This window comes from Streptomyces sp. JK94, from assembly GCF_053613315.1.
Map to the genome: position 1 here is coordinate 88,195 of NZ_JBSICH010000017.1, position 20,068 is coordinate 108,262.

The window sequence follows — 20,068 nt, forward strand, 5'->3', positions numbered from 1 at the left end:
GTCAACGAGAGGTTGTTCAGTCCAAGGCGTGGACGATGCTCTCGGTGATGGCGTGTGCGCCGCTCCAGCCGGCGGTGGGGTTGTGCCGGTCGCGTCGGGCGGTCCTGATCTCCTCCCAGCACCGCGACCACGACTCCGTACACGCCCTAGCAGGTCACGGCCTCCTCCACCGTCGCCCGTACCTTCAGTACCGAGTCGACCGCGGTGAGTCGCAGAAGCCGCCGCAACTGCCGGGTGGGCGCGGCCACCCGAAGATCGGCCGCCTGATGCGTGAGGATCAGCAGGTTCAGCAGCACCGAGTCCGCGAAGGTGATGCCGGAGGCATCCAGGACCACCTTCGCGTGTCCTTGCCGGCCGTGTCCAGCGCGTCCGCCAGAGACGTGATCGAGGACATGTCGAAGGAACCCCGCGCGCCGACGACCCAGGCGCCGCGACATTCGTACTGCTCCACCGCGGACCGGTCCAGAACCTGCTGCCGGCCCGCGTCGGCGGTGCCGCCCGAGCGTCCGGTGACCGCTTCGTCCAAAGACACTCTCGGGTCCTCCTGGGTCTCCCCCAATGGTTCACGTCTTCTATTGCGCGAAAAGTATGTCATGTATCCAGTGTCAGGCAAAGACGGTCCGTAGAATGCTGTGCATGGTTGAAGTGCCTGGATCTCACAGCGGATGGACGTTCGTCACCAACCACGCACGCGTACTGGCGGTCATCGCCGACAACCCGAACGTCCGGATCCGCGACATCGCCGCCCACTGTCGGCTCACCGAGCGCGCGGTCCAGCGGATCATCTCCGACCTCGAGCAGGACGGCTACCTCTCCCACACCCGCGACGGCCGCACCAACACCTACCGCATCCAGCCGGACAAGGTGCTCCGTCATCCGGCGGAAGCGGGCCTGACGGTGGCCTCGCTCCTCTCCCTGCTCGTCCAGGACGAAACCGACCGCGTGCAGCATCCACGCAGCCGGCCGTCCCGTCTGGCCGGCACCGGCCGCGCGCGGTAGCGGCACGGGTGAGGCGGGGGAGGCCGCCGGTGACGGTGCGGCGCCGGGTGCGCTCCAGGGTCGGGCCGAGGGCCCGGCGGGCGGCGCCGACGACCGTGAGGCAGTGCCGTCGGCCTCCTTCGCGGACGCCTGCTAGGACGAAGCGGCGGGAACGGTCGTCCCGCCGGTGCTCCGGTTCGGCGCAAGGGACAGCTGAGCGGTGATGAGTTTCCCCGTGGAGCGGAGGGCGACGGCGACCCTGGAGCTGACGGTGTGCACGAGGTGCAGTCCGTGTCCGCCGATGCGGGCCGGGTCGGCCTTGCGCGGAGCCGACGTCTCGGAGGAACTGTCCCACACGGTGATCGACAACGCCTCACCGGACAGGTGCAGGGTCATGCCGCAGGGTCCCGGGGCGTGCCGGACGGCGTTGGTGACCAGCTCACTGGCGGCGAGTTCGGCGTCCATCGCCACCGCGGCCGGCACCGCCGCGCCACCCGTTCCCGGGGCATGGCCGAGAAAGGCCCGCAGAGCCCGTCGGGCGTTCGCGGCACAGGCCGTGCCCTGCCCCCAAGCTTCGCCGTAGTACAACGGCGCGATGTCGCCGACGCTCATCCCGACTGCCTCCCGCTGACCCCGACGGAACGGGCCGCACACAAGCCCCCGTCGCCCTTACCGATTTTTTCCACTTTCGACTGTTCCGTCATACGCTTACCCGAGTACGGGCCTGCCACTCCCCGGACCCCGGCGGTGCGGCTCGCCGGGCCGCCGGGACGACTCGTCGCAGGAGTGCAGCGAGCCCGCCCCCTGCCGTGCCGGCGACCACGCGCCGGCAGGCCGTAGCCGTCGAGGCGCTGGCGACCTCGCGTACACGCCACGACCGCTCCGCCGTCGACGGGGAGTACCTCTCCGGTGACGTACGACGCGGCCGGTGCGGCAAGCCGCCTGGGTGACGGCCACGCCGAGCGCGACGCCGGCGCCGCAGGCCGCCACCGCGACCACCGGCGTGGCGGCGACCCGGGGCGGCCCCCGCGGCGGTGAACCCGGGGTCGTTCTCGGACAGTCCACGGGCCGTGGCCGGGGTGGCATACGGAGGCTCTCGCGACCGTCACCCGTCGGTAGCCGGTCACTCGTGTACGGGTGTGACTACGTTGCCGACGACGGCACCGGCCGCGTAGGCGACGACCACGGCTGACACCTCCTGGGTGGCGGCGACCGGTGCCGCACCACCGAAGACCTTCCCCTCGGCGCCCTCGTCGAGCGGCCCGACGGCCGCCCAGCGTGGTGTTCTGACTTGACCGTCCGGTTACTCGTCGTGGGGGTCGGCCCGCGTCATCGCGGGGACTTCACTGCATGCCCGATCGCGATGAGGCCGACACCGACAGCCAGGAGCGAGGGGAAGCGCAAGTTCCGGCTGATCAGAATCAGGGCCGCCCCTGCTCCCCAGAATCTGGGTTGCCGTACCCGCTCTGACGGTTGCCACCTCCTCTTGCAGCGCCCCGGCATGGGGCGTTCAACAGCCACCATGAGCACGCTGCCCGGACGGGGCGCGGGACGTCGGCGGCATTGCGCCTCAGGGGCAGGCGAACTCCGGGGTTCCCGCAGGCTGAGCACCGGGGCCGGAGTCTGCCCGTCGGCCGCGCCGCACGCGCCGCGCGTGGCCGGGACAAGTTGCACAAACGGAGGGTTGCGAACCGGTTGCACCGGTGATCTTCGGCTGCGTAGGGTCCAGAGATCCATCGGGCAGCTGTTCGCCGCCCCGGCCGGAGAGTGGGTAGAGCCGTGCAGCCGACGTTCGTCCTCGTACACGGAGCCTTCGCGAACTCCTTCTCCTTCGCGCCCCTTCAGGCCGAGCTGGGTCTGCTCGGACACCGCTCCGTGGCGGTCGACCTGCCCGGACACGGCTTCGCGGCGACCTACCTGCACGCTTATCAGGCACCTCAGGATGCCGAGGGTCTCGCCACCGCGCCGGGCTCCGTCAAGGGCGTCACGCTCGCCGACAACGTCGCGCACCTGATCGGCGTCCTGGAGCGGGCCAAGGAGAACGGACCGGTCATCCTGGTCTCGCACAGCCGTGGCGGCATCACGGCCACCGCCGCGGCCAACGCCCGCCCGGACCTCATCGACCGCATCGTCTACGTCGCCGCCTGGTGCCCGGTCCGCCTGGATGTGGGCGACTACTACGCCGAGCCGGAGATGGCCTCGGTCGACGCCGCTTCGGTCGGGCTGGCGATGGCCGGGAACCCGGCAGAACTGGGCCTGCTGCGCATCAACTTCCGCACCGCGGACCGTGCCGCCCTCGCGGCGCTCAAGGCCGCCTTCCTCGCCGACGGCACCGAGGCGGAGTTCCTGACCTTCCTGAACACCTTCCAGCCCGACGAGAACCTCGACGTCGGCAGCTCCGCCGACCGGGCACAGGCGGCGACCTGGGGCCGGGTCCCGAAGACCTACGTCCGTCTGGCGGACGACGCGAGCATGCCGACCGCCCTGCAGGACCGGCTGATCCGCGAGGGCGACGAGCTGACGCCGGACAATCCGTACGACGTCCGCACCCTCGAAGGCAGCCACCTGAGGTGGCTGGTCGACCCCGCACCGGCTGCCCGGCTCCTCGGGGCACTCGCCGAGCGCACGGACCGGTCCGCCTGAGCACACTCCGCACCGGTCCGCGCGACCCGCGCAGTTCCCCGATCACGGCTCGGTAGCATCCGGCGCATGGCCATCAGACTTGAGAACGTCGGCATCACCGTTCGTGACCTCGAAGCATCGATCTCCTTCTTCACCGACCTCGGTCTCACGGTCGTCGGCCGTGACACGGTCAGTGGTGAGTGGACCGACACCGCCGTCGGCCTCGACGGCAACCACGCCCGTATCGCGATGCTCCAGACGCCGGACGGCGAGGGCCGCATCGAACTCTTCGAGTACATCCACCCCGAGGCGGTCGAGTCGGAGCCCACGCGCCCCCACGAGATCGGCATGCATCGCGTCGCCTTCTCCGTCGACGACATCGACGCGGCCCTGGAGGCAGCCGCGAAGCACGGATGCCGTCCGCTTCGCGGTGTCGCGACCTACGGGGACGTCTACAAGCTCACGTACCTCCGCGGTCCCAGCGGCATCCTGGTGATGCTCGCCCAGGAGCTGAAGAGGAGCTGACGGCCGAAGGCCGGCTCTCGCTCGCGGCGGCGGTGCATTCCCGCAGCGTGGCCCCGTCGTGCGCGATGCCCGCGGCGCGGGCATCCGGAGGGCCACGCCTTGGGCTGCTCGACGCCGGGAGCGGGGCCCACTCCGGCCGGCCGCCGTCGGTCACGTGGGTGAGGAGCCGAAACGGTGGGGGCCTCCGTATCCGCTGCGTCAAGGGCGGCCACACGGGGTGGCAAGGCGCTTCCTGCCAGCGGGAACGCCGAGTCCGCGCCCTCCGGGAGGGTGGTTGCCCGGGGAGGTCACCGCACCGGGCCGTGGAAAGCACCGCTTCAATCGGCACACCGGGGGTAATCGCGACGCAGTGGAATCGATCCGGGATGGGGGCCGCAGTGGATGATTCGTCGCTACGAGCAGTGGGGTGGGCGCGGTCGCTGCCGATGCAGACCACTCCCAAGACGGCACGCGACTGGGCGCAGAGGCACCTCGAGACCCTCGACTGGACGGCGGACTCTCCCGAGACGGTGGACGCCGTGCTGCTCACCGTGTCCGAGCTGGTCACGAACGCGCACGTGCACGCGAAGTCCGGCGCTCAGCTGGTGATGACCTGGGACGGCCGCTGCCTGCACGTCGCCGTTCACGACGCCTCCAGCGCCCTGCCGAGGGCGCGGCCCCCGAGTGACGAACGCCTCGGCGGGCGAGGCATGTTCCTCGTCGACGCGCTGGCCGACAGCTGGGAGGCCCACCCCTGCCCCGACGGCAAGACGGTCATCGCCTGTTTCCGCCCGCCGTCCGTGCCCAGCGACGCCCGCTGACCCCACCGACGGCATGGCCGGCGAACCGGTGCGGACAGCCGCCTGCCGTCTCCCCCGCCCCACCTCCCACCTCCCGCCAGCCGCCTGCCGTCTCCCCCGCCCCACCTCCCACCTCCCGCCAGCCGCCAGCCGCCAGCCGCCAGCCGCCAGCCGGGCGCCTCCCCGGAGGCGACGGCGCTACCCCGGCCCGTGTCCACCGGCACCACGGCGCAGCAGACGTGCGGCGAGCCAGCCGGTCGCCGCGCCGACCGCGTACCAGAACAGATCCGGTGCGTTGAAGGTGGAACCGAGGACCAGGCGGGCCGCCGTGCTCTGCCGGGACAGCTCCGCCGGGAGGTCACTGAGCTGCAGGAACTCGACACACCAGCTCACGGCCAGGGCGACACCGCCGGCCTTCAACGGGGAGGTCCCGGGAGCGGCCAGGACGACGAGGGCGAACACCAGCAGGGTGTACAGGGCGTCCCCTCCGTATTTGGCCACCTCTCCCGTCGCCACGGCCCTGAGCCCCAGCCCGGCACCGACGATCACCAAGGCGGCGACCGCGGCCGCCCCACGCACGCGGATCGCAGCGCCGTCGGCGTCGGCGTCGGGGCGGGTCCCGGGAGTCGAGGTCATGCCGTCATTCTGCTCCACGCCTCTCCCCCGCCGGCCTCGGCAGTACGCCCCGCAGGTGCCACCCGGCAGACGATCGCGCCCATGAGAGCGGCCGGAGGCCGTGTCGAGCGCCCGCCGTGGATTCGATCGGCCGTCCTCGACGCGTCGTCACCGCCGGCGGCTGAGGGAGAGGCCGCCCGACGGGTCCTGGGCCAGGAGGGCGTCCAGGGTCACGGGACGTACGGCCGCCCGGTGGGGGCCGCCGGACCGCTGCGCCCTGCCCGGACGGCCGTCGACCCACTCCGCCGTGACGCGGCTCCGAGCGCGCGCCGGGAAACACCGAGGCGTCCGCCACTCGCCACGCGACGCCACGCCGGGCGTGGCCGCGTCGTCCGGCGCGGCCCCGGCCCCGCACCCGGACGACCGCCCCGCCTCGCTCACCGGGTCTCCCGGCCGGGCGGCCCCGTGTTCCCGGGACCCCCGGTGTTCAGATGCTGCAACGCCTCGACCAGCTCGTGACAGGCCCGTTCCACCGATCGCCTGGTGTTGAGCTGTTCGCTGATCACGGCGGAGAGCAGGAGCGCGGTCAGTCCCAGGGTTCCGTTGAACGCGTGGAGTTCCATCATCGTCTCGACCTCGGTGAGCCCGCCGAAGGAGCCGGCCCCCTGCCTGGCCGCGACGGTGACCGTCACGGAGGCGAAGAGCGCGCACGGCATGCCCCCCGCCAGCTGAAAGCGCAGCGCGGCCCAGATGAGGATCGGGTATATGAGGAACAGGAGACTGATCGAGCTGTACGTGACCAGGGGTACCAGGACGCACACGGCGAGGGAGAGGCCCGCCGCCTCGACCCACCGGCCGGACGGGGATGACCGGCGGGCCCGGTGCAGCAGGAGCAGCAGGGGGGTGATGAGAAGGACACCCATGGCGTCGCCCACCCACCATGCGAGCCAGATGAGCCAGAAGTCGTCGGGAGCGAGTTTGTCCGTGAGGACGAGCACACCGGCGCCCGCGCCCGAGCTGATCAGCATGGCGGTCATCGCGCCCAGGAACACGAGCGCCAGTCCGTCACGCAGGCGGCTCAGACTCACGCGGAACCCGACCGCGCGCAACATCAGGCACGCACACACCGGCGCCACGGTGTTGCCGAGCACGACCCCGGCGGCCGACAGCCGGGGAGCCGTGAGGGAGGCGACGACCAGCAGGGCGCCGAGGGCGATGCCCGGCACGCACCGGAAACCGAAGAGCAGCAGACAGCCGACCGCGACACCGGTGGGTGGCCAGATGGGGGTGACGACCGCTCCGTCCGCGACCAACTGCTGCGAGAGCCCCGCTCGCCCCGCCACGTAGTAGCAGACGGCGACGAGCAGTGTCTCGCAGGCGAGGACGACCGGTCGCGGCCAAGCACGGATACCCACCACAGCAGCCATCAGACACCGAAGCGGCCGGGTCGGCGATCCGGGACGTGCCGGTCCCGCCCTACGGCGCGGCAGCGGGCCCGTCGTGGCCGACGACGAGCACGGCGGCGTCGTCCTCGTGACCCACCAGTTCGGCGTTCTTGAGTACGGCCGCCGCGAGCGCGTGCGCGTCCGTCCCCGCGACGGCGGCGATGCCCGCCAGTCGCACCACCCTCGCGAGCCCTTCGTCGACGCTCAGGGACGGGCCCTCCACCACGCCGTCCGTGAGCAGAACGAAGACCCCGCCCGTGGCGAGCTGATACCGGGTGACGGGGTATTCGGTTCCCTTCAGGACGCCCAGCGGCGGACCCCCTTCGTCCTCGGAGACCTCGGCCTTTCCGTCCGCCGTGGCCCAGACACAGGGAACGTGCCCGGCACGCGCGCTCTCCACGACACCGGTGGCCGGGTCGAAGCGCATGAACGTGCAGGTGGCGAAGAGGTCCTTGTCCAGGGAGAGGAGGAGGTCGTTCGTCCGGGCCAGCAGGTCGCCCGGCTCACTGGTGACGGAGGCGAGCGCCCGCAGGCCGACGCGGACCTGACCCATGTAGGCCGCGGCGTCGATGGCGTGGCCCTGGACGTCTCCCACGGAGAGGCCGATGCGGCCGTCGGGAAGCACGAAGGCGTCGTACCAGTCGCCGCCCACGTTGAGTCCGGCGTACGCGGGCGCGTAGCGGGCTGCCAGGTGGATGCCGGGAATCTCGGGCAGGTCCGCGGGGAGCATGTCGCGCTGCAGTGCGATCGCCAGCTCGACCTGGGAGCGTCGCAGCTCGGCCAGCTCCCGCGTCCGGGTGGTCAGCGAGGCCAGCCTGTCCAGGAGCTCTTCGCCGTCAGGTGCGGGACGCTTGCGGAACATCCACCACTCCCGGGCCGGACCGTCTCCGTACGGGCGTCACCGTGTGGTCGCAGCGGCCCGGTGACCAGCCCTCCGGCACACTCTCGTCACGGAGGCCCGAGCGCGTCCGGTTTCCCCTCCCCGAGGGCACCGCTCACGCACCTCGAACAGTGCAAGTCTCTCATTCGCCGCCGGAAGGGGCACGCCGAGGCGGGTCGCTGCGGCGGCGGGAGGCAGCAGCCTCCGATGGAGTACGGCCTCTCGTCACACCCTCGTCGCTCAGGGCCGGCCCCCTCGGAGCGACCACCGGCTGTGGGTGGCAGGCCGCCCTGCGGCCAGGAGGGCGGCACCGCCACGGGGCCGGACGGAGCGTACGAGCCGTCTACCGCGGCTGTGCCGCGATCTGGATCAGGTTGCCGCAGGTGTCGTCGAAGACGGCGGTGGTGACGGGACCCATCTCCAGCGGCTCCTGGGTGAAGCGGACTCCGTGGCCGCGCAGACGCTCGTACTCCGCCTTGACGTCACCGACGGCGAACTGGGCCAGTGGGATGCCGTCCCTGACCAGCGCGTCGCGGTAGGTCCGGGCCGCCGGGTGGCCCGCGGGCTCGAGGAGGAGTTCGGTGCCGTCGGGCTCCTCGGGCGAGACGACGGTCAGCCACCGGTCCGTCTCGCCCAACGGGACGTCGTGCTTCTTCACGAAGCCGAGAACCTCCGTGTAGAACCGCAGGGCCTCGGCCTGGTCGTCGACGAAAACGCTGGTCAGGTGGATTCTCATGGGGTGCTCTCCTCCGGTCCGTCGGGCGTGGGCCACCGCTCGGTGATCTGCCGCAGCGGGGCTGTGTTCAGGTCGTGGAACTTGTAGCGGCCCTCGCGCCTGGTCTCCACGAGCCCGGCGGCCTCCAGCACCGCAAGGTGCTGGGAGACCGCCTGCCGCGAGATGCCCAGGTGGTGCTTCATGCTCAGTCGTGAGCAGATCTCGAACAGCGTCTGTCCGGATCTCTCCACGAGCTCGTCGATGATGATCCGGCGCGTCGGGTCGGCCAGGGCTTTGAACAGGTCGTCGGCCACACCTCCAGAATAGGCAAGTTCTCACTTGCCTATCAAGTCGGGATACTCCCCCCTCGGAGCCACCCGGGCCCACCCGAACCTCCCCGCACTCAGCCAAACCCACCCGAACCAACCCGGGGCACTGCCCCCCCTCCCCCACCCGGGGGCGACACAGGGCCAACCCGCCGGCGCCGACACGCCCCACCGACCCCGCCCCGTCACGCCCTTGACACGGTCACGTCGATCACTTGTATGGTCTAGTCCAACAGAACTCGCCGTTCCGCTTGGAGAGTTGGTCCCGCCCAGGGACCGCGCTCCCCTGCGGAACGGCGAATGAGCCCCACCTTCGCGTCTCTCGACCCCCACTGAAGAGAGGCCGTACCGACGTGCGCGGCACCCCCACACACGACCGCGCGCGCCCCGGGACCGGCCTGAGCTGAAGGAGCTGCACATGCATGCGAGCAGGAAGACGGCCGTACTGATCGGCGCGGCCGTCGCCCCCGTCATCGCCGTCGGCCTCCCCGCCGCTTCGGCGAGCGCCCACGGTTACCTCTCGGACCCGCCCAGCCGTCAGGCCCAGTGCGCGGCGGGCACGGTGTCCTGCGGGGACATCACCTACGAACCCCAGAGCGTCGAAGGCCCCAAGGGCCTGACCAGTTGCAGCGGCGGCAACAGCCGCTTCGCGGAACTGGACGACGACGGCAAGGGCTGGGCCGTCACACCGGTGGCGAGGAACACGACGTTCTCGTGGAAGCTCACCGCCCAGCACTCCACCGGCACTTGGGAGTACTACGCCGACGGCCGGCGGATCGCCCTGTTCGACGACGGCGGCGCCAAACCCGGCGCAGTGGTGAACCACCAGGTGGACTTCGGCGGCCTCGACGGCCGGCAGAAGGTCCTCGCCGTGTGGAACGTGGCCGACACCGACAACGCGTTCTACGCGTGCATCGACGTCAACGTCGGCGGCTGACGGAAACGGCGGAGCGGGTCGGGGGCCGGTTCCCGACCCCCGACCCGGGAAAGGCCACCCGGGTCGTCAACGGCGGCCCGGAGTGCGACCGGCGGAAAACCGCGCAGGTCGAGAGCCGGGCCGACGCCCACCCGTGCTTCATCCGGCTGTTCGGCGTGGCGTCCGGTGACCACCTCGGCCGCTAGGACGTGCCGGCCTGCGGCGCCGCCTGCGACGGGAGGTCCCGTCGCAGGTGCCGCCGCTCCCGTACGTGACCGGATCAGCCGATGATCGGCGAGATGGCGACGCAGCCGGCCATCGAGACCGCGCCCGAGCCGGACTTCTCGACCAGGGTCTTGCCCTTGTACACGATCTTGCAGGAGAGCTCGCCGGAGCCTCCGTCCACGTCCACGCTCATCGGCATGACCGTGGGCGCCTCGATGCCACGCAGCTTCACCGTCCTGCTCCACGGCAACTCCGGACCGGTCACCGTCTCGAGCTTCGGGTCGGTGGCGTCGCCGCCGCCCGCGTTGAAGTCGATGGAGTCGGCCTTGTCCCCGGTCACCTCGTAGGTGACCTCGTACTCTTCGTCGATCTGCCGGTCTACTTCCTCGACCACCTCGTTCTCCACCCGCTCGGCCGCCTCCTCGGCGACGTCGGAGCAGGCACCGAGGCCGAGGACGAGACCGCCCGCGACGAGACCGGACACAACGATGCGACGGATGTGGCGCATACGGAACGACCCCCAGGTCACACGGACTGTGCAAGAGGCAGACAACAGCCGGACGAACGCGAAGTCAATTCGTGATCAACGACTCGCCGAGACCGGAGGACGACCGGTGAGGCCGCGCGGAGAGCGGGAACCACCGGCCGAAGCCCGACGACGACGGCCCTCGGCGCTACTCGAAGACCGCCGCGGTCCGGCCGCGGCCCGGCTGAGGCCCGGGCGAGACCCGGGGTGTGGCACGCGATCGGCGGCGGTCGGGTGACGGGCCGCCCGCACCAAGGGGGCCGATTGTGCGGCCTTGACTGGTGCCCCGGCACCCTCCATATTCACGAACGCCCCGTCAACAACCCGCACAGAGGTGACCAGTGAGAAGCCTCAGGCCCTGGACCGTCCTGTGCACGGCCCTCGCTCTCGCCCTTGTCACCGCGGCCCTGCTGCCCGTCTCCTCCCCCACGCCGGCCGCCGCACCGGGCAGGCCCGCCTTCGACCCCCAGCCCGCCAGGGCGGCACTCGCCCGACTGCTGCCGCACCACGTCTCCCAGTTCGCCCTCGTCCCGGTGAGCCGTCCGGAGTCCGGCGACCACTTCAGCGTCTCCGGCCGCGCCGGCCGTGTACGCGTTCAGGGCACCAGCCCCGCCGTGATCCTCAGCGGCGTCAACTGGTACCTCAAGTACACGGCCGAGGTGGACGTCGGATGGCCGGGCCGGAGCACGGCACGGCTGCCCCGCACCCTGCCCGCGCCCGCCGGCACGGTCCGCAAACACGCTTCGGTCCCGCACCGCTTCGCACTCAACGACACCGACGACGGCTACTCCGGTGCCTACCGCGACTGGGCGTCCTACGAGAAGCAGATCGACCTCCTCGCCCTGCACGGCGTGAACGAGGTCTTCGTCCCGATGGGGGCCGACGCCGTCTACTACGAGACGCTCCAGGAGTTCGGCTACACGGAGCAGGAACTCCGGTCCTGGATCCCCGGCCCCGCCCACCAGCCCTGGTGGCTGATGCAGAACATGTCCGGCTTCGGCGGCCCCGTCTCCGAGCGCCTCCTCGAGGACCGTGCGGAACTCGGCCGCCGGATCGCGGACCGGCTCCGCCGGCTCGGCATGACCCCCGTACTGCCCGGCTACTACGGCACCGTGCCACCGGGTTTCACCCGGCGGAACCCCGCCGGCCCCGTCGTCCCGCAAGGCGACTGGGTCGGGTTCGAGCGGCCCGACTGGCTCGACCCCCGCAGCGAGGTGTTCCCCAGGGTCGCCGCGTCGTTCTACCGCCACCAGCGGGCGCTGTTCGGTGATTCCACGATGTACAAGATGGATCTGCTGCACGAGGGCGGGCGGCCGGGGAACGTTCCCGTCCGGGACGCCGCACAAGCCGTGATGAACGCGCTGCAGACCGCCCGCCCCGGTGCCGTCTGGACCCTGATCGGCTGGCAGAGCAACCCCTCGCCGCAGATCGTCGACGCCGTCGACAAGCGCAGACTGCTCATCGTCGACGGCCTGTCCGACCGCTACGACGGCCTCGACCGCGAGACCACCTGGCACGGCGCGCCCTACGCCTTCGGCACGATCCCGAACTTCGGCGGTCACACCACGATGGGCGCCAACACCGCCGTCTGGACCGAGCGTTTCGACCGGTGGCGCACCGGCCCCGGCAGCTCACTCGCGGGCATCGCCTATCTGCCGGAGGGCACCGGCGGCAATCCGGTCGCCTACGAGCTGTTCACCGAGCTGGCCTGGCGCACGCGTCCGGTGGACCAGCGGGAGTGGTTCACCGCGTACGCGAAACGCCGTTACGGCGGCGCCGATCCGCATGCCGCGCGGGCGTGGGAACTGCTGCGCAGTGGTCCCTACAGCACACCGTCGGGGAGCTGGAGCGAGTCCCAGGACAGCCTGTTCACCGCCCGCCCACGGCTGACGGCCACCAACGCGGCGAGCTGGAGCCCCGACGCCATGCGGTACGACCCGAGCACGGTGCGCCGGGCACTGGCCGAGCTGCTGCAGGTCGCACCGGCCCTGCGCGCCACCGACGCCTACCGCTTCGACCTGGTCGACGTCGCCCGTCAGGTCCTGGCCAACCGCAGCCGGACCCTGCTTCCCGAGATCAAGGCCGCCTACGACGCCGAGGACCTGCCCCGCTTCCGTGAGCGGGCCGCCGAGTGGAAGCGGGATCTGGCCCTGCTGGACCGGCTGCTGGCCACCGACACCCGCTTCCTCCTCGGCCCGTGGCTGGAGGACGCGAAGTCCTGGGGCCGTACGGAGGCGGAGAGGGCCGCCGCCGAGTTCGACGCGCGCTCGATCCTCACCACCTGGGGACACCGCTCCGGCAGCGACGCGGGCGGTCTGCGGGACTACGCCAACCGGGAATGGTCCGGACTGGTCCGCGACTTCTACGCGCCGCGCTGGACGACGTACCTCGACTCGCTGGACACCGCACTGGTCACCGGCCGTCCGCCGGTCGCCGTCGACTGGTTCGCGCTGGAGAACGACTGGAACCACCAGCGCGGCAGTTACCCCGTCAGGGCGTCCGGCGACCCCGTGGCGCCGGCCACCGCGGTTCTCGAGGCCGTCCCCGCGTCCGCTCCTTCCTGACCCTACGGAGACCCGGGCGCCATGTGACGGGACGCCACCGGCCACCGGCCACCGGCCACCGACGACGGTTTCCCGCCGCAGTGAGACAGGTGGGGCCCGCAATCAACTCGCCGTCCGGTCCTTCCACACCGACGACGCCCACACCTTCCACACCCGCCGTCTCCCCTCTGCTCTCCGCTCCCGCGTCGCGAACGCGGTGTGGTCACAAAGGTTGCTGGAGGTGCGCGCGGGTACCCCGTCGATCTTCAGAGATCTTCAGAGAGAGGAGAGCCGTGTCCGACGAACAGGTGAGGAACGTCTTCGTGGTCGGTCTCGACGAGGCCAACCTCCCGAGCTTGGAGTCCGTGCCGGGCGCCGATTCGCTGCGCTTCCACGGTCTTCTGACGGTCGAGGAGCTCCAGGGCGGGGAGGTGTCGCTGCCGGCGGTCATCGAGAAGGCGCAGAAGGTACTGGACGACTTCGACGGCAGCATCGACGCGATCGTCGGCTACTGGGACTTCCCGGTCAGCACCCTGGTGCCGATCCTCGGCGCCCGCTACGGCACCCGCACCACCAGCCTCGAGTCGGTGGTCAAGTGCGAGCACAAGTACTGGAGCAGGCTCGAACAGCAGAAGGTCACCGACCGGCACCCGCGCTTCGGCCGGGTCGACCTGGAGGCCGACACACCGGGTCTTCCGGACGGCATGCGGTTCCCGATGTGGCTCAAGCCCGCCTTGTCCTACTCCTCGGAGCTGGCCTTCGGCGTCGACGGCCAGGAGGAGTTCGACACGGCCGTCGACGAGATACGCAAGGGCGTCTCCCGCATCGGCCGCCCCTTCGAGCACATCCTCGACCAGGTCGAGCTGCCGGCCGAGATGGACGGTGTCGGCGGCCAGGTGTGTCTCGCCGAGGAGTCCCTGTCGGGCGTCCAGGTCGCCGTGGAGGGTTACGTCCACCAGGGCGAAGTGACCGTCTACGGCACGCTGGACTCCATCGACTACCCCAACTCGCCCTGCTTCCTGCGCCACCAGTACCCCTCCATGCTGCCCCCGCAGGTCATCGCCCGGCTCCACGACACCACCGAGCGCGTGATGCGCCAGATCGGCTTCGACTCGGCGACGTTCAGCGTGGAGTACTTCTACGACCCGGGAAGCCAGGACATCAGCCTGCTGGAGATCAACCCACGCCACTCGCAGTCGCACGCCGAACTGTTCCAGTACGTGGACGGCGTGCCCAACCACCACTGCATGCTCGCCCTCGCCCTCGGTGAGGACCCGCGGATGCCGCACCGGCAGGGCCCGTACGCGATGGCGGCGAAGTGGTACTACCGGTGGTTCACGGACGGTGTCGTGCGGCATGTGCCGTCCCCCGAGGACATAGCCCGGATCGAGCACGAGATACCGGGCGTGCGGATCGAGGTCCTGCCCGAGCAGGGGCAGCGGCTCTCCGGACTTTCCCAGCAGGACAGTTACAGCTACGAGCTGGCGCACATCTTCACCGGCGGCGACGACGAAGAGGACCTGCGCAGGAAGTACGACCAGTGCGTCGCCGCCCTGGGCCTCACCTTCGACGAGGCCCCCGGGGCAGCCTGAGGACAAGGAGCGGCCGACCATGCGCCATGTGACCAACCTGCCCTTCGCGACGAAGGTAGAGGAACACGTCGTCATCCCCATGTCCGACGGTGTGCGCCTGTCGGCGCGCATCTGGCGTCCCACGTCGTCGGACCAGGAACCGGTGCCCGCGGTGCTGGAGTACATCCCCTACCGCAAGCGGGACCTCACCGCCGTGCGTGACTCCGTCCACCACCCGTACATCGCCGGGCACGGCTACGCCTGTGTCCGCGTCGACGTGCGCGGCACCGGCGAGTCGGAGGGGGTGCTGCGGGACGAGTACCTCGAACTGGAACAGAGCGACGCCGAGGAGGTGCTGGCCTGGATCGCCGAGCAGCCCTGGTGCGACGGCAGTACCGGGATGATGGGCCTGTCCTGGGGCGCGTTCGCCGCCCTCCAGGTGGCGGCCAGGCGGCCACCGAGCCTCAAGGCCATCGCCATCGCCTCCTTCACCGACGACCGGCACGCCGACGACATGCACTACATGGGCGGAGCCATGCTCTCGGACAACCTGGCCGAGGCGGGCACCATGTTCGCCTACGCCACCTGTCCGCCCGACCCGGCCGTGGTCGGCGACCGCTGGCGGGACATGTGGCACGAACGTCTGGAGAACTCCCGGCCCTGGGTCCTGGAGTGGCTGCGCCACCAGCGCCTCGACGACTACTGGCGGCACGCCTCGGTCGCCGAGAACTACCAGGACGTACGCTGCCCGGTGCTGGCGTCCAGCGGCTGGGCGGACGGCTACTCCAACGCCGTCACCCGGCTGCTCGCCCACCTGGACGTGCCCCGCAAGGGCCTCATCGGTCCCTGGTCTCACAAGTTCCCCCACCTCGGCGAGCCCGGCCCCGCCATCGGCTACCTCCAGGAGGTGGTCCGCTGGTGGGACCACTGGCTGAAGGGCGTCGACAACGGCGTCATGGACGGCCCGATGCTGCAGACGTGGATGCAGGACAGTGTCCCGCCGTCGACGTCGTACGAGGAGCGGCCGGGTCGCTGGGTGGCGGAGCCGAGCTGGCCCTCTCCGCACGTCCACCCGGTCACGCATCCGCTCACCCGGCACCGGATCGGTCCGCCCGACGCGGCGGGAGGCCGGGCCGCGCGGGACGGTGAGGGCCAGGTGTCGACGCTGCGGTCGCCCTTGTCCGTGGGGCAGTTCGCGGGCAAGTGGGCCTCGTACAACGCGCCGCCCGACCTGCCCTACGACCAGCGGGAAGAGGACGGCGGTTCACTCGTCTTCGAGACCGAGCCCCTCACCGAGCGGGTGGAGATCCTCGGTTCGCCGACCGTCGACCTCGATCTGTCGGCCGACGAGCCGGTCGCCATGGTGGCCGCGCGCCTGTCCGACGTCAGTCCCGACGGAGCGGCGACCCGGGTCACCTACGGTCTGCTGAACCTCACCCGGCGGGACAGTGCGGAGCAGCCCGAACCGCTGGAACCGGGCCGTCGCTACCACGCCACCGTGCACCTCAACGGGGTGGCGCAGAGTTTCCCGCCCGGCCACCGCATCCGGCTCTCCCTGTCCACGTCATACTGGCCGCTGGCCTGGCCGCCGCCGAAGCCGGCGACGGTCGGCATCCGCGACGGTTCGAGCACGCTCACCCTGCCGGTGCGCCCCCCGGAGAAGGCCGACGACACGCAGGCCGCGCCGTTCGCCGAGCCGGAGGGCACCTCCCCCATCGCCACCACCACACTGACACCCCCGGAGGAGCGCTGGGACGTCAAGCGCGACCTGGTCGGCTACAACGCCGAGCTGGAGACGGTGAAGGACCGGGGCACGGTGCGCTTCGAGGACATCGGTCTGGACGTCGGCCGCCGCGCCTACGAACGCTATGCCTCCGTGGCCGACGACTTCACCTCCGTCAGCGGCGAGTCCACGTGGACCATGAGCTTCCGGCGCGACGACTGGGACGTGCGGGTGGTCACGCACACCCGCCTCACCTGTGACGAGAGCAGCTTCTTCGTCGACGCCACGCTGGACGGTTACGAGAGTGGTCGCCGGGTGTTCTCCCGTACCTGGAACGAGGCGGTGCCCCGGGACCTGCTCTGAGGTGGCGTGGTCCAGGGCCCTTGGACCACGCCACCTCGCACCGGGGCGGCCCCGGCCGGACGACCGCGCGGTCCTCGATCGGGACCGTGGGGCGGTTCCGGCCCGGGGCCGCCCCGCCGTCGGGGCCGCTCGGCGGGACCTGCCCGGGGGGGTGCGGGCCGTCGGGGCCACCGGACGCGGTCCGCGGCAGTGGTGTGGGAAGGCCGGGTGAAGTCCCCTGCCTCCGGCGCCGCCGAGCGGCCCGAACGCGCCCGTCCCGCCTCGCCCAGGCTCACCGGTGCGGGCCTCGCCGTCCTCGATCCGGCACGGCTCCCGGGTGGGCGGACCGTCCCGTCGCACCGCCAAGCGGGCGCCCCGTGGAGGACCCGCACCGCCGCCGACCGCGATTCCCCCGGGCCCAGGATTGACATGGACGCGTCGCAGCGGGACTCTGAGAGCGCTCTCAGCATCGGTACGGACCCATGTCCTCCCCCCCACCGCACGGAGGTGGAGAGTGTTTTCACGCCTCAAGCACCGTCTGCTCGCCGTGGCCACGGCCACAGGCCTGACCGGCGCCCTGCTCACGTTCGGCGCCTCACCGCGCGCCGACGCGACGGTACCCGCCACCATTCCACTGACGATCACCAACAACTCCAGCCGCGGCGAGCCGGTCCATCTCTACACGCTGGGCACCTCACTGACGACGGGCCGGCAGGGCTGGGCCGACGCGAACGGCACCTTCCACGCCTGGCCCGCCGGCGGCAGTCCCCCCACCCCCGCACCGGACGCGTCCATCCCCGGGCCGGCCGCCGGGCAGACCAAGACGATCCGGATCCCCAAACTGTCGGGGCGCATCTACTTCTCGTACGGCCAGAAGCTCGACTTCCGGCTGACCACCGGCGGCCTCGTCCAACCGGCCGTGCAGAACCCGAGCGACCCCAACCGCAACATCCTGTTCAACTGGTCCGAGTACACCCTCAACGACTCCGGGCTGTGGCTGAACAGCACCCAGGTCGACATGTTCTCGGCGCCGTACACCGTCGGCGTCCAGCGGGCCGACGGCACCGTGAGCAGCGCCGGGCGGCTCAAGGCCGGCGGCTACGGCGCGGTCCTCGGTGCCCTGCGGGCGCAGCCCGGCTGGGGCGGGCTGATCCAGACCCGGTCCGACGGCACCGTACTGAGGGCGCTGTCCCCGCTGTACGGGCTGGAGACCGGTGCGCTGCCCGCGTCGGTCATGGACGACTACGTCAACCGCGTCTGGCAGAAGTACACGTCGGCCACACTGACCGTCACCCCCTTCGCCGACCGGCCGGGCACCCGGTACTTCGGGCGGGTGTCCGGCGGCGTCATGAACTTCACCGACAGCGCGGGGGCGGTGGTCACGCGCTTCCAGAAGCCCGACGCCTCCAGCGTCTTCGGCTGTCACAGGCTCCTGGACGCCCCCAACGACCAGGTACGCGGACCGATCTCCCGCACGCTGTGCGCCGGCTTCAACCGCTCGACGCTGCTGAGCAACCCGAACCAGCCCGACACCTCGGCGGCGAACTTCTACCGGGACGCCACGACCAACCACTACGCCCGGATCATCCACGACCGGATGGCCGACGGCAAGGCGTACGCCTTCGCGTTCGACGACGTCGGCCACCACGAGTCGCTGGTGCACGACGGCAACCCGGCACAGGCCCGGCTCACGCTCGACCCGTTCGGCTGACCGGCGTCCTCCGGGCACGGGCCCGCCCCCGGACTCCGCCGGCCCGGGGCCGGGGGCGGGCGACGGAAAGGCGGCGGACGCCGAGGCCGAGGCCGGCCATGAGGGCGACGTCCTCGCGCCGGCGGTGACGGTGGCCGGTGGCGGTGTCGCCGTCGCGGGGCCGGACCCGTGGCGCCTGGCAGACTGACGGGCGTGACAGCCCACGAGACGGTGCACGCGCCCGCGTTCGCACAGATCACCCGGCCCCAGGACGTTGCCCCGGCCCTACGGCGGGACCTCGCGGACTGCTGGACGGCGGTGATCAACGCCGGGGGCGCGGTCGTCCCCCTGGGCTGCCCCCCGCCTCCGGTGTCCTCGCCGGCGGTCGGGCCGGCGCTGGACGCGATCGTCCAGCGCCTGGCTCCCCAGCGCAGCCGGCTCCTCCTGGCCACCGTCGAGGGCGTGCTCGCCGGCTGGGTGCTGCTGAGTCGCGAACAGCACCCTCTCGAGGCGCACTACGGCACGGTGAACCACCTGCAGACACACGTCCGTTACCGGGGCACGGGCGTGGGGGCCGCCCTGATGCGCCGCCTCCCGGGAATCGCCCGCGACGAGATGGGCCTGGAACGGCTGCGGCTCGCCGCGCGGGCCGGTCTGGGTCTGGAGGACTTCTACCGCGGCGTCGGCTGGACCGAGGTCGGCCGGTGGCCGGGCGCACTGCGTGTGGCCCCCGGTGACGACCGTGACGAGATCCTGATGAGTCTCGCCCTCTGACCCGCGCCTCCGGTGGCGGGCGGCCCTTCCCGGCGGGCCCACCACCGGCCGGCAGCCGCTTCAGCCGTCCTTGACGGCCACCAGCACGGCGCTGTCGCCGAACTGCCAGACGGGTACGACGCGGCAGAAGCCCGCCCGGCGCAGCAGCTCCGCGTGGCGGTTCGCCGCGAGGTCCTCGCCTGCCCCGCCACCCGCGTGGGCGGTGTGGCGCTGCGCACGCTCGGCGGCGAGGTCGGCCAGTTCGGGGTCGCGGGCCGCCGCGGCCCACCACTCCTGCCAGTCCTCGTGGTCGTGGCCGCCCGTCCGCTGGGCCCGGCGGCGGCCCACGTACGCGGTGATGCCCGCGCTCGACGGCTCGGCGGGCGGGAAGTGGTCCCCGTTGACGAGTACGCCGCCGGGGCGCAGCAGCGCGGCGAGACGGCGGTAGGTGTCCAGCAGTACCGGCTCGGGAAGGTAGTGCAGGGCCGTGGTGGAGACGGCGGCGTCCAGCGGGCGTCCCAGCCCGAGGGCGTCGGTCCAGCCGTCGGCGCCGATCACGGTGTCGACGTACCGGGCGGCGTTCGCGTGGTGGGTCCGCCCCAGTTCGAGGAGCAGGGGGTCCATGTCGGCGGCGACGATCTCCGCGTCCGGCAGGCGTTCGGCGAGCCTGGCGGCCAGGGAGCCGGGCCCGCAGCCGAGGTCGAGCAGGAGCGGCCGGGGGCGGCCGGCCGTGACGTACTCGACGACGTCCGTGATCACCGTGAACCGCTCCTCGCGGTCCACGGCGTAACGCTGCTGCTGGCGCTCCCAGCGCTCCACCCACGTCCTGGCCACCGCCATGCTGATGCCCATCTGGTCGCGCCACCTCTTCCGTGTCTCACCCGTCCTGGATGG

19 protein-coding genes are annotated in these 20,068 nt (G+C 71.6%); 10 read left to right on the top strand and 9 right to left on the bottom strand.

Annotation, left to right across the window (positions count from 1 at the left end; all coding sequences use genetic code 11):
• Positions 1-146: 146 nt before the first annotated feature.
• Positions 147-437 carry an STAS domain-containing protein gene (locus ACVV2G_RS17320; protein WP_453843597.1) on the bottom strand — a complete coding sequence of 97 codons (291 nt, stop codon included), beginning with the start codon at positions 435-437 and terminating at the stop codon, positions 147-149.
• Between the two features lie 199 nt (positions 438-636).
• On the opposite strand from ACVV2G_RS17320, the gene ACVV2G_RS17325 reads away from it, so the two are divergent.
• Positions 637-999: a helix-turn-helix transcriptional regulator gene (locus tag ACVV2G_RS17325; RefSeq protein ID WP_453843598.1), complete on the top strand. Its 363-nt coding sequence runs from the start codon at positions 637-639 to the stop codon at positions 997-999.
• Positions 1,000-1,131: 132 nt separating this feature from the next.
• Here the strand turns inward: ACVV2G_RS17325 and ACVV2G_RS17330 are convergent, their stop codons facing one another.
• Positions 1,132-1,590, bottom strand: coding sequence for an ATP-binding protein (locus tag ACVV2G_RS17330; protein ID WP_453843599.1), 459 nt, complete (start codon positions 1,588-1,590; stop codon positions 1,132-1,134).
• A 1,167-nt stretch (positions 1,591-2,757) separates the two neighbouring features.
• On the opposite strand from ACVV2G_RS17330, the gene ACVV2G_RS17335 reads away from it, so the two are divergent.
• The 3 genes from ACVV2G_RS17335 (at position 2,758) to ACVV2G_RS17345 (ending at position 4,925) form a co-directional block, all read left to right on the top strand.
• A complete protein-coding gene (locus ACVV2G_RS17335) occupies positions 2,758-3,621 on the top strand; it encodes an alpha/beta fold hydrolase (protein ID WP_453843600.1) in 864 nt (287 codons plus the stop codon).
• Between the two features lie 66 nt (positions 3,622-3,687).
• Positions 3,688-4,125, top strand: coding sequence for a VOC family protein (locus ACVV2G_RS17340; protein ID WP_453843601.1), 438 nt, complete (start codon positions 3,688-3,690; stop codon positions 4,123-4,125).
• A 425-nt stretch (positions 4,126-4,550) separates the two neighbouring features.
• Complete coding sequence (locus ACVV2G_RS17345) at positions 4,551-4,925, top strand: ATP-binding protein (RefSeq protein ID WP_453843602.1); 375 nt, start codon at positions 4,551-4,553, stop codon at positions 4,923-4,925.
• A gap of 177 nt (positions 4,926-5,102) precedes the next feature.
• Here ACVV2G_RS17345 and ACVV2G_RS17350 read toward each other — a convergent pair whose 3' ends face one another.
• From ACVV2G_RS17350 to ACVV2G_RS17370, 5 genes are all read right to left on the bottom strand, one after another.
• Positions 5,103-5,540 (bottom strand): ribosomal maturation YjgA family protein, encoded by a 438-nt coding sequence (locus ACVV2G_RS17350; protein WP_453843603.1) that lies wholly within the window; start codon positions 5,538-5,540, stop codon positions 5,103-5,105.
• Positions 5,541-5,956: 416 nt separating this feature from the next.
• Entirely contained in the window at positions 5,957-6,946 is a 990-nt protein-coding gene (locus tag ACVV2G_RS17355) for an MASE1 domain-containing protein (protein WP_453843604.1), read from the bottom strand.
• A gap of 49 nt (positions 6,947-6,995) precedes the next feature.
• Complete coding sequence (locus ACVV2G_RS17360; protein WP_453843605.1) at positions 6,996-7,826, bottom strand: PP2C family protein-serine/threonine phosphatase; 831 nt, start codon at positions 7,824-7,826, stop codon at positions 6,996-6,998.
• Between the two features lie 361 nt (positions 7,827-8,187).
• Positions 8,188-8,580: a VOC family protein gene (locus ACVV2G_RS17365; protein WP_453843606.1), complete on the bottom strand. Its 393-nt coding sequence runs from the start codon at positions 8,578-8,580 to the stop codon at positions 8,188-8,190.
• On the bottom strand, positions 8,577-8,873 hold the full coding sequence (locus ACVV2G_RS17370) for an ArsR/SmtB family transcription factor (RefSeq protein WP_453843607.1): 297 nt from the start codon (positions 8,871-8,873) through the stop codon (positions 8,577-8,579). The genes ACVV2G_RS17365 and ACVV2G_RS17370 overlap by 4 nt, the downstream gene beginning before the upstream one ends.
• Before the next feature lie 430 nt (positions 8,874-9,303).
• Between ACVV2G_RS17370 and ACVV2G_RS17375 the strand changes: the two genes are divergently transcribed.
• Positions 9,304-9,822: a lytic polysaccharide monooxygenase auxiliary activity family 9 protein gene (locus tag ACVV2G_RS17375; protein WP_453843608.1), complete on the top strand. Its 519-nt coding sequence runs from the start codon at positions 9,304-9,306 to the stop codon at positions 9,820-9,822.
• A gap of 259 nt (positions 9,823-10,081) precedes the next feature.
• Here ACVV2G_RS17375 and ACVV2G_RS17380 read toward each other — a convergent pair whose 3' ends face one another.
• A complete protein-coding gene (locus ACVV2G_RS17380) occupies positions 10,082-10,534 on the bottom strand; it encodes an MmpS family transport accessory protein (RefSeq protein ID WP_453843609.1) in 453 nt (150 codons plus the stop codon).
• Positions 10,535-10,893: 359 nt separating this feature from the next.
• Between ACVV2G_RS17380 and ACVV2G_RS17385 the strand changes: the two genes are divergently transcribed.
• The 5 genes from ACVV2G_RS17385 (at position 10,894) to ACVV2G_RS17405 (ending at position 19,195) form a co-directional block, all read left to right on the top strand.
• A complete protein-coding gene (locus ACVV2G_RS17385; protein WP_453843610.1) occupies positions 10,894-13,116 on the top strand; it encodes an alpha-N-acetylglucosaminidase in 2,223 nt (740 codons plus the stop codon).
• 272 nt (positions 13,117-13,388) lie between these two features.
• Entirely contained in the window at positions 13,389-14,687 is a 1,299-nt protein-coding gene (locus tag ACVV2G_RS17390) for an ATP-grasp domain-containing protein (RefSeq protein ID WP_453843611.1), read from the top strand.
• Between the two features lie 19 nt (positions 14,688-14,706).
• Positions 14,707-16,752 carry a CocE/NonD family hydrolase gene (locus ACVV2G_RS17395; protein ID WP_453843612.1) on the top strand — a complete coding sequence of 682 codons (2,046 nt, stop codon included), beginning with the start codon at positions 14,707-14,709 and terminating at the stop codon, positions 16,750-16,752.
• Positions 16,753-17,245: 493 nt separating this feature from the next.
• Positions 17,246-18,442, top strand: coding sequence for a glycoside hydrolase family 64 protein (locus ACVV2G_RS17400; protein WP_453843613.1), 1,197 nt, complete (start codon positions 17,246-17,248; stop codon positions 18,440-18,442).
• Positions 18,443-18,634: 192 nt separating this feature from the next.
• Positions 18,635-19,195 (top strand): GNAT family N-acetyltransferase, encoded by a 561-nt coding sequence (locus ACVV2G_RS17405; protein WP_453843614.1) that lies wholly within the window; start codon positions 18,635-18,637, stop codon positions 19,193-19,195.
• Between the two features lie 60 nt (positions 19,196-19,255).
• On the opposite strand, the gene ACVV2G_RS17410 is transcribed toward ACVV2G_RS17405, so the two are convergent.
• Positions 19,256-20,026 (bottom strand): class I SAM-dependent methyltransferase, encoded by a 771-nt coding sequence (locus ACVV2G_RS17410; RefSeq protein ID WP_453843615.1) that lies wholly within the window; start codon positions 20,024-20,026, stop codon positions 19,256-19,258.
• Positions 20,027-20,068 lie beyond the last annotated feature (42 nt).

What these genes read in the sequence shown, in the direction of transcription:
- ACVV2G_RS17320 (WP_453843597.1), bottom strand. Translation starts at nt 437, where the DNA reads ATGTCGCGGCGCCTGGGTCGTCGGCGCGCGGGGTTCCTTCGACATGTC.
- ACVV2G_RS17325 (WP_453843598.1), top strand. Translation starts at nt 637, where the DNA reads ATGGTTGAAGTGCCTGGATCTCACAGCGGATGGACGTTCGTCACCAAC.
- ACVV2G_RS17330 (WP_453843599.1), bottom strand. Translation starts at nt 1,590, where the DNA reads ATGAGCGTCGGCGACATCGCGCCGTTGTACTACGGCGAAGCTTGGGGG.
- ACVV2G_RS17340 (WP_453843601.1), top strand. Translation starts at nt 3,688, where the DNA reads ATGGCCATCAGACTTGAGAACGTCGGCATCACCGTTCGTGACCTCGAA.
- ACVV2G_RS17345 (WP_453843602.1), top strand. Translation starts at nt 4,551, where the DNA reads ATGCAGACCACTCCCAAGACGGCACGCGACTGGGCGCAGAGGCACCTC.
- ACVV2G_RS17350 (WP_453843603.1), bottom strand. Translation starts at nt 5,540, where the DNA reads ATGACCTCGACTCCCGGGACCCGCCCCGACGCCGACGCCGACGGCGCT.
- ACVV2G_RS17355 (WP_453843604.1), bottom strand. Translation starts at nt 6,946, where the DNA reads ATGGCTGCTGTGGTGGGTATCCGTGCTTGGCCGCGACCGGTCGTCCTC.
- ACVV2G_RS17360 (WP_453843605.1), bottom strand. Translation starts at nt 7,826, where the DNA reads ATGTTCCGCAAGCGTCCCGCACCTGACGGCGAAGAGCTCCTGGACAGG.
- ACVV2G_RS17365 (WP_453843606.1), bottom strand. Translation starts at nt 8,580, where the DNA reads ATGAGAATCCACCTGACCAGCGTTTTCGTCGACGACCAGGCCGAGGCC.
- ACVV2G_RS17375 (WP_453843608.1), top strand. Translation starts at nt 9,304, where the DNA reads ATGCATGCGAGCAGGAAGACGGCCGTACTGATCGGCGCGGCCGTCGCC.
- ACVV2G_RS17380 (WP_453843609.1), bottom strand. Translation starts at nt 10,534, where the DNA reads ATGCGCCACATCCGTCGCATCGTTGTGTCCGGTCTCGTCGCGGGCGGT.
- ACVV2G_RS17395 (WP_453843612.1), top strand. Translation starts at nt 14,707, where the DNA reads ATGCGCCATGTGACCAACCTGCCCTTCGCGACGAAGGTAGAGGAACAC.
- ACVV2G_RS17410 (WP_453843615.1), bottom strand. Translation starts at nt 20,026, where the DNA reads ATGGGCATCAGCATGGCGGTGGCCAGGACGTGGGTGGAGCGCTGGGAG.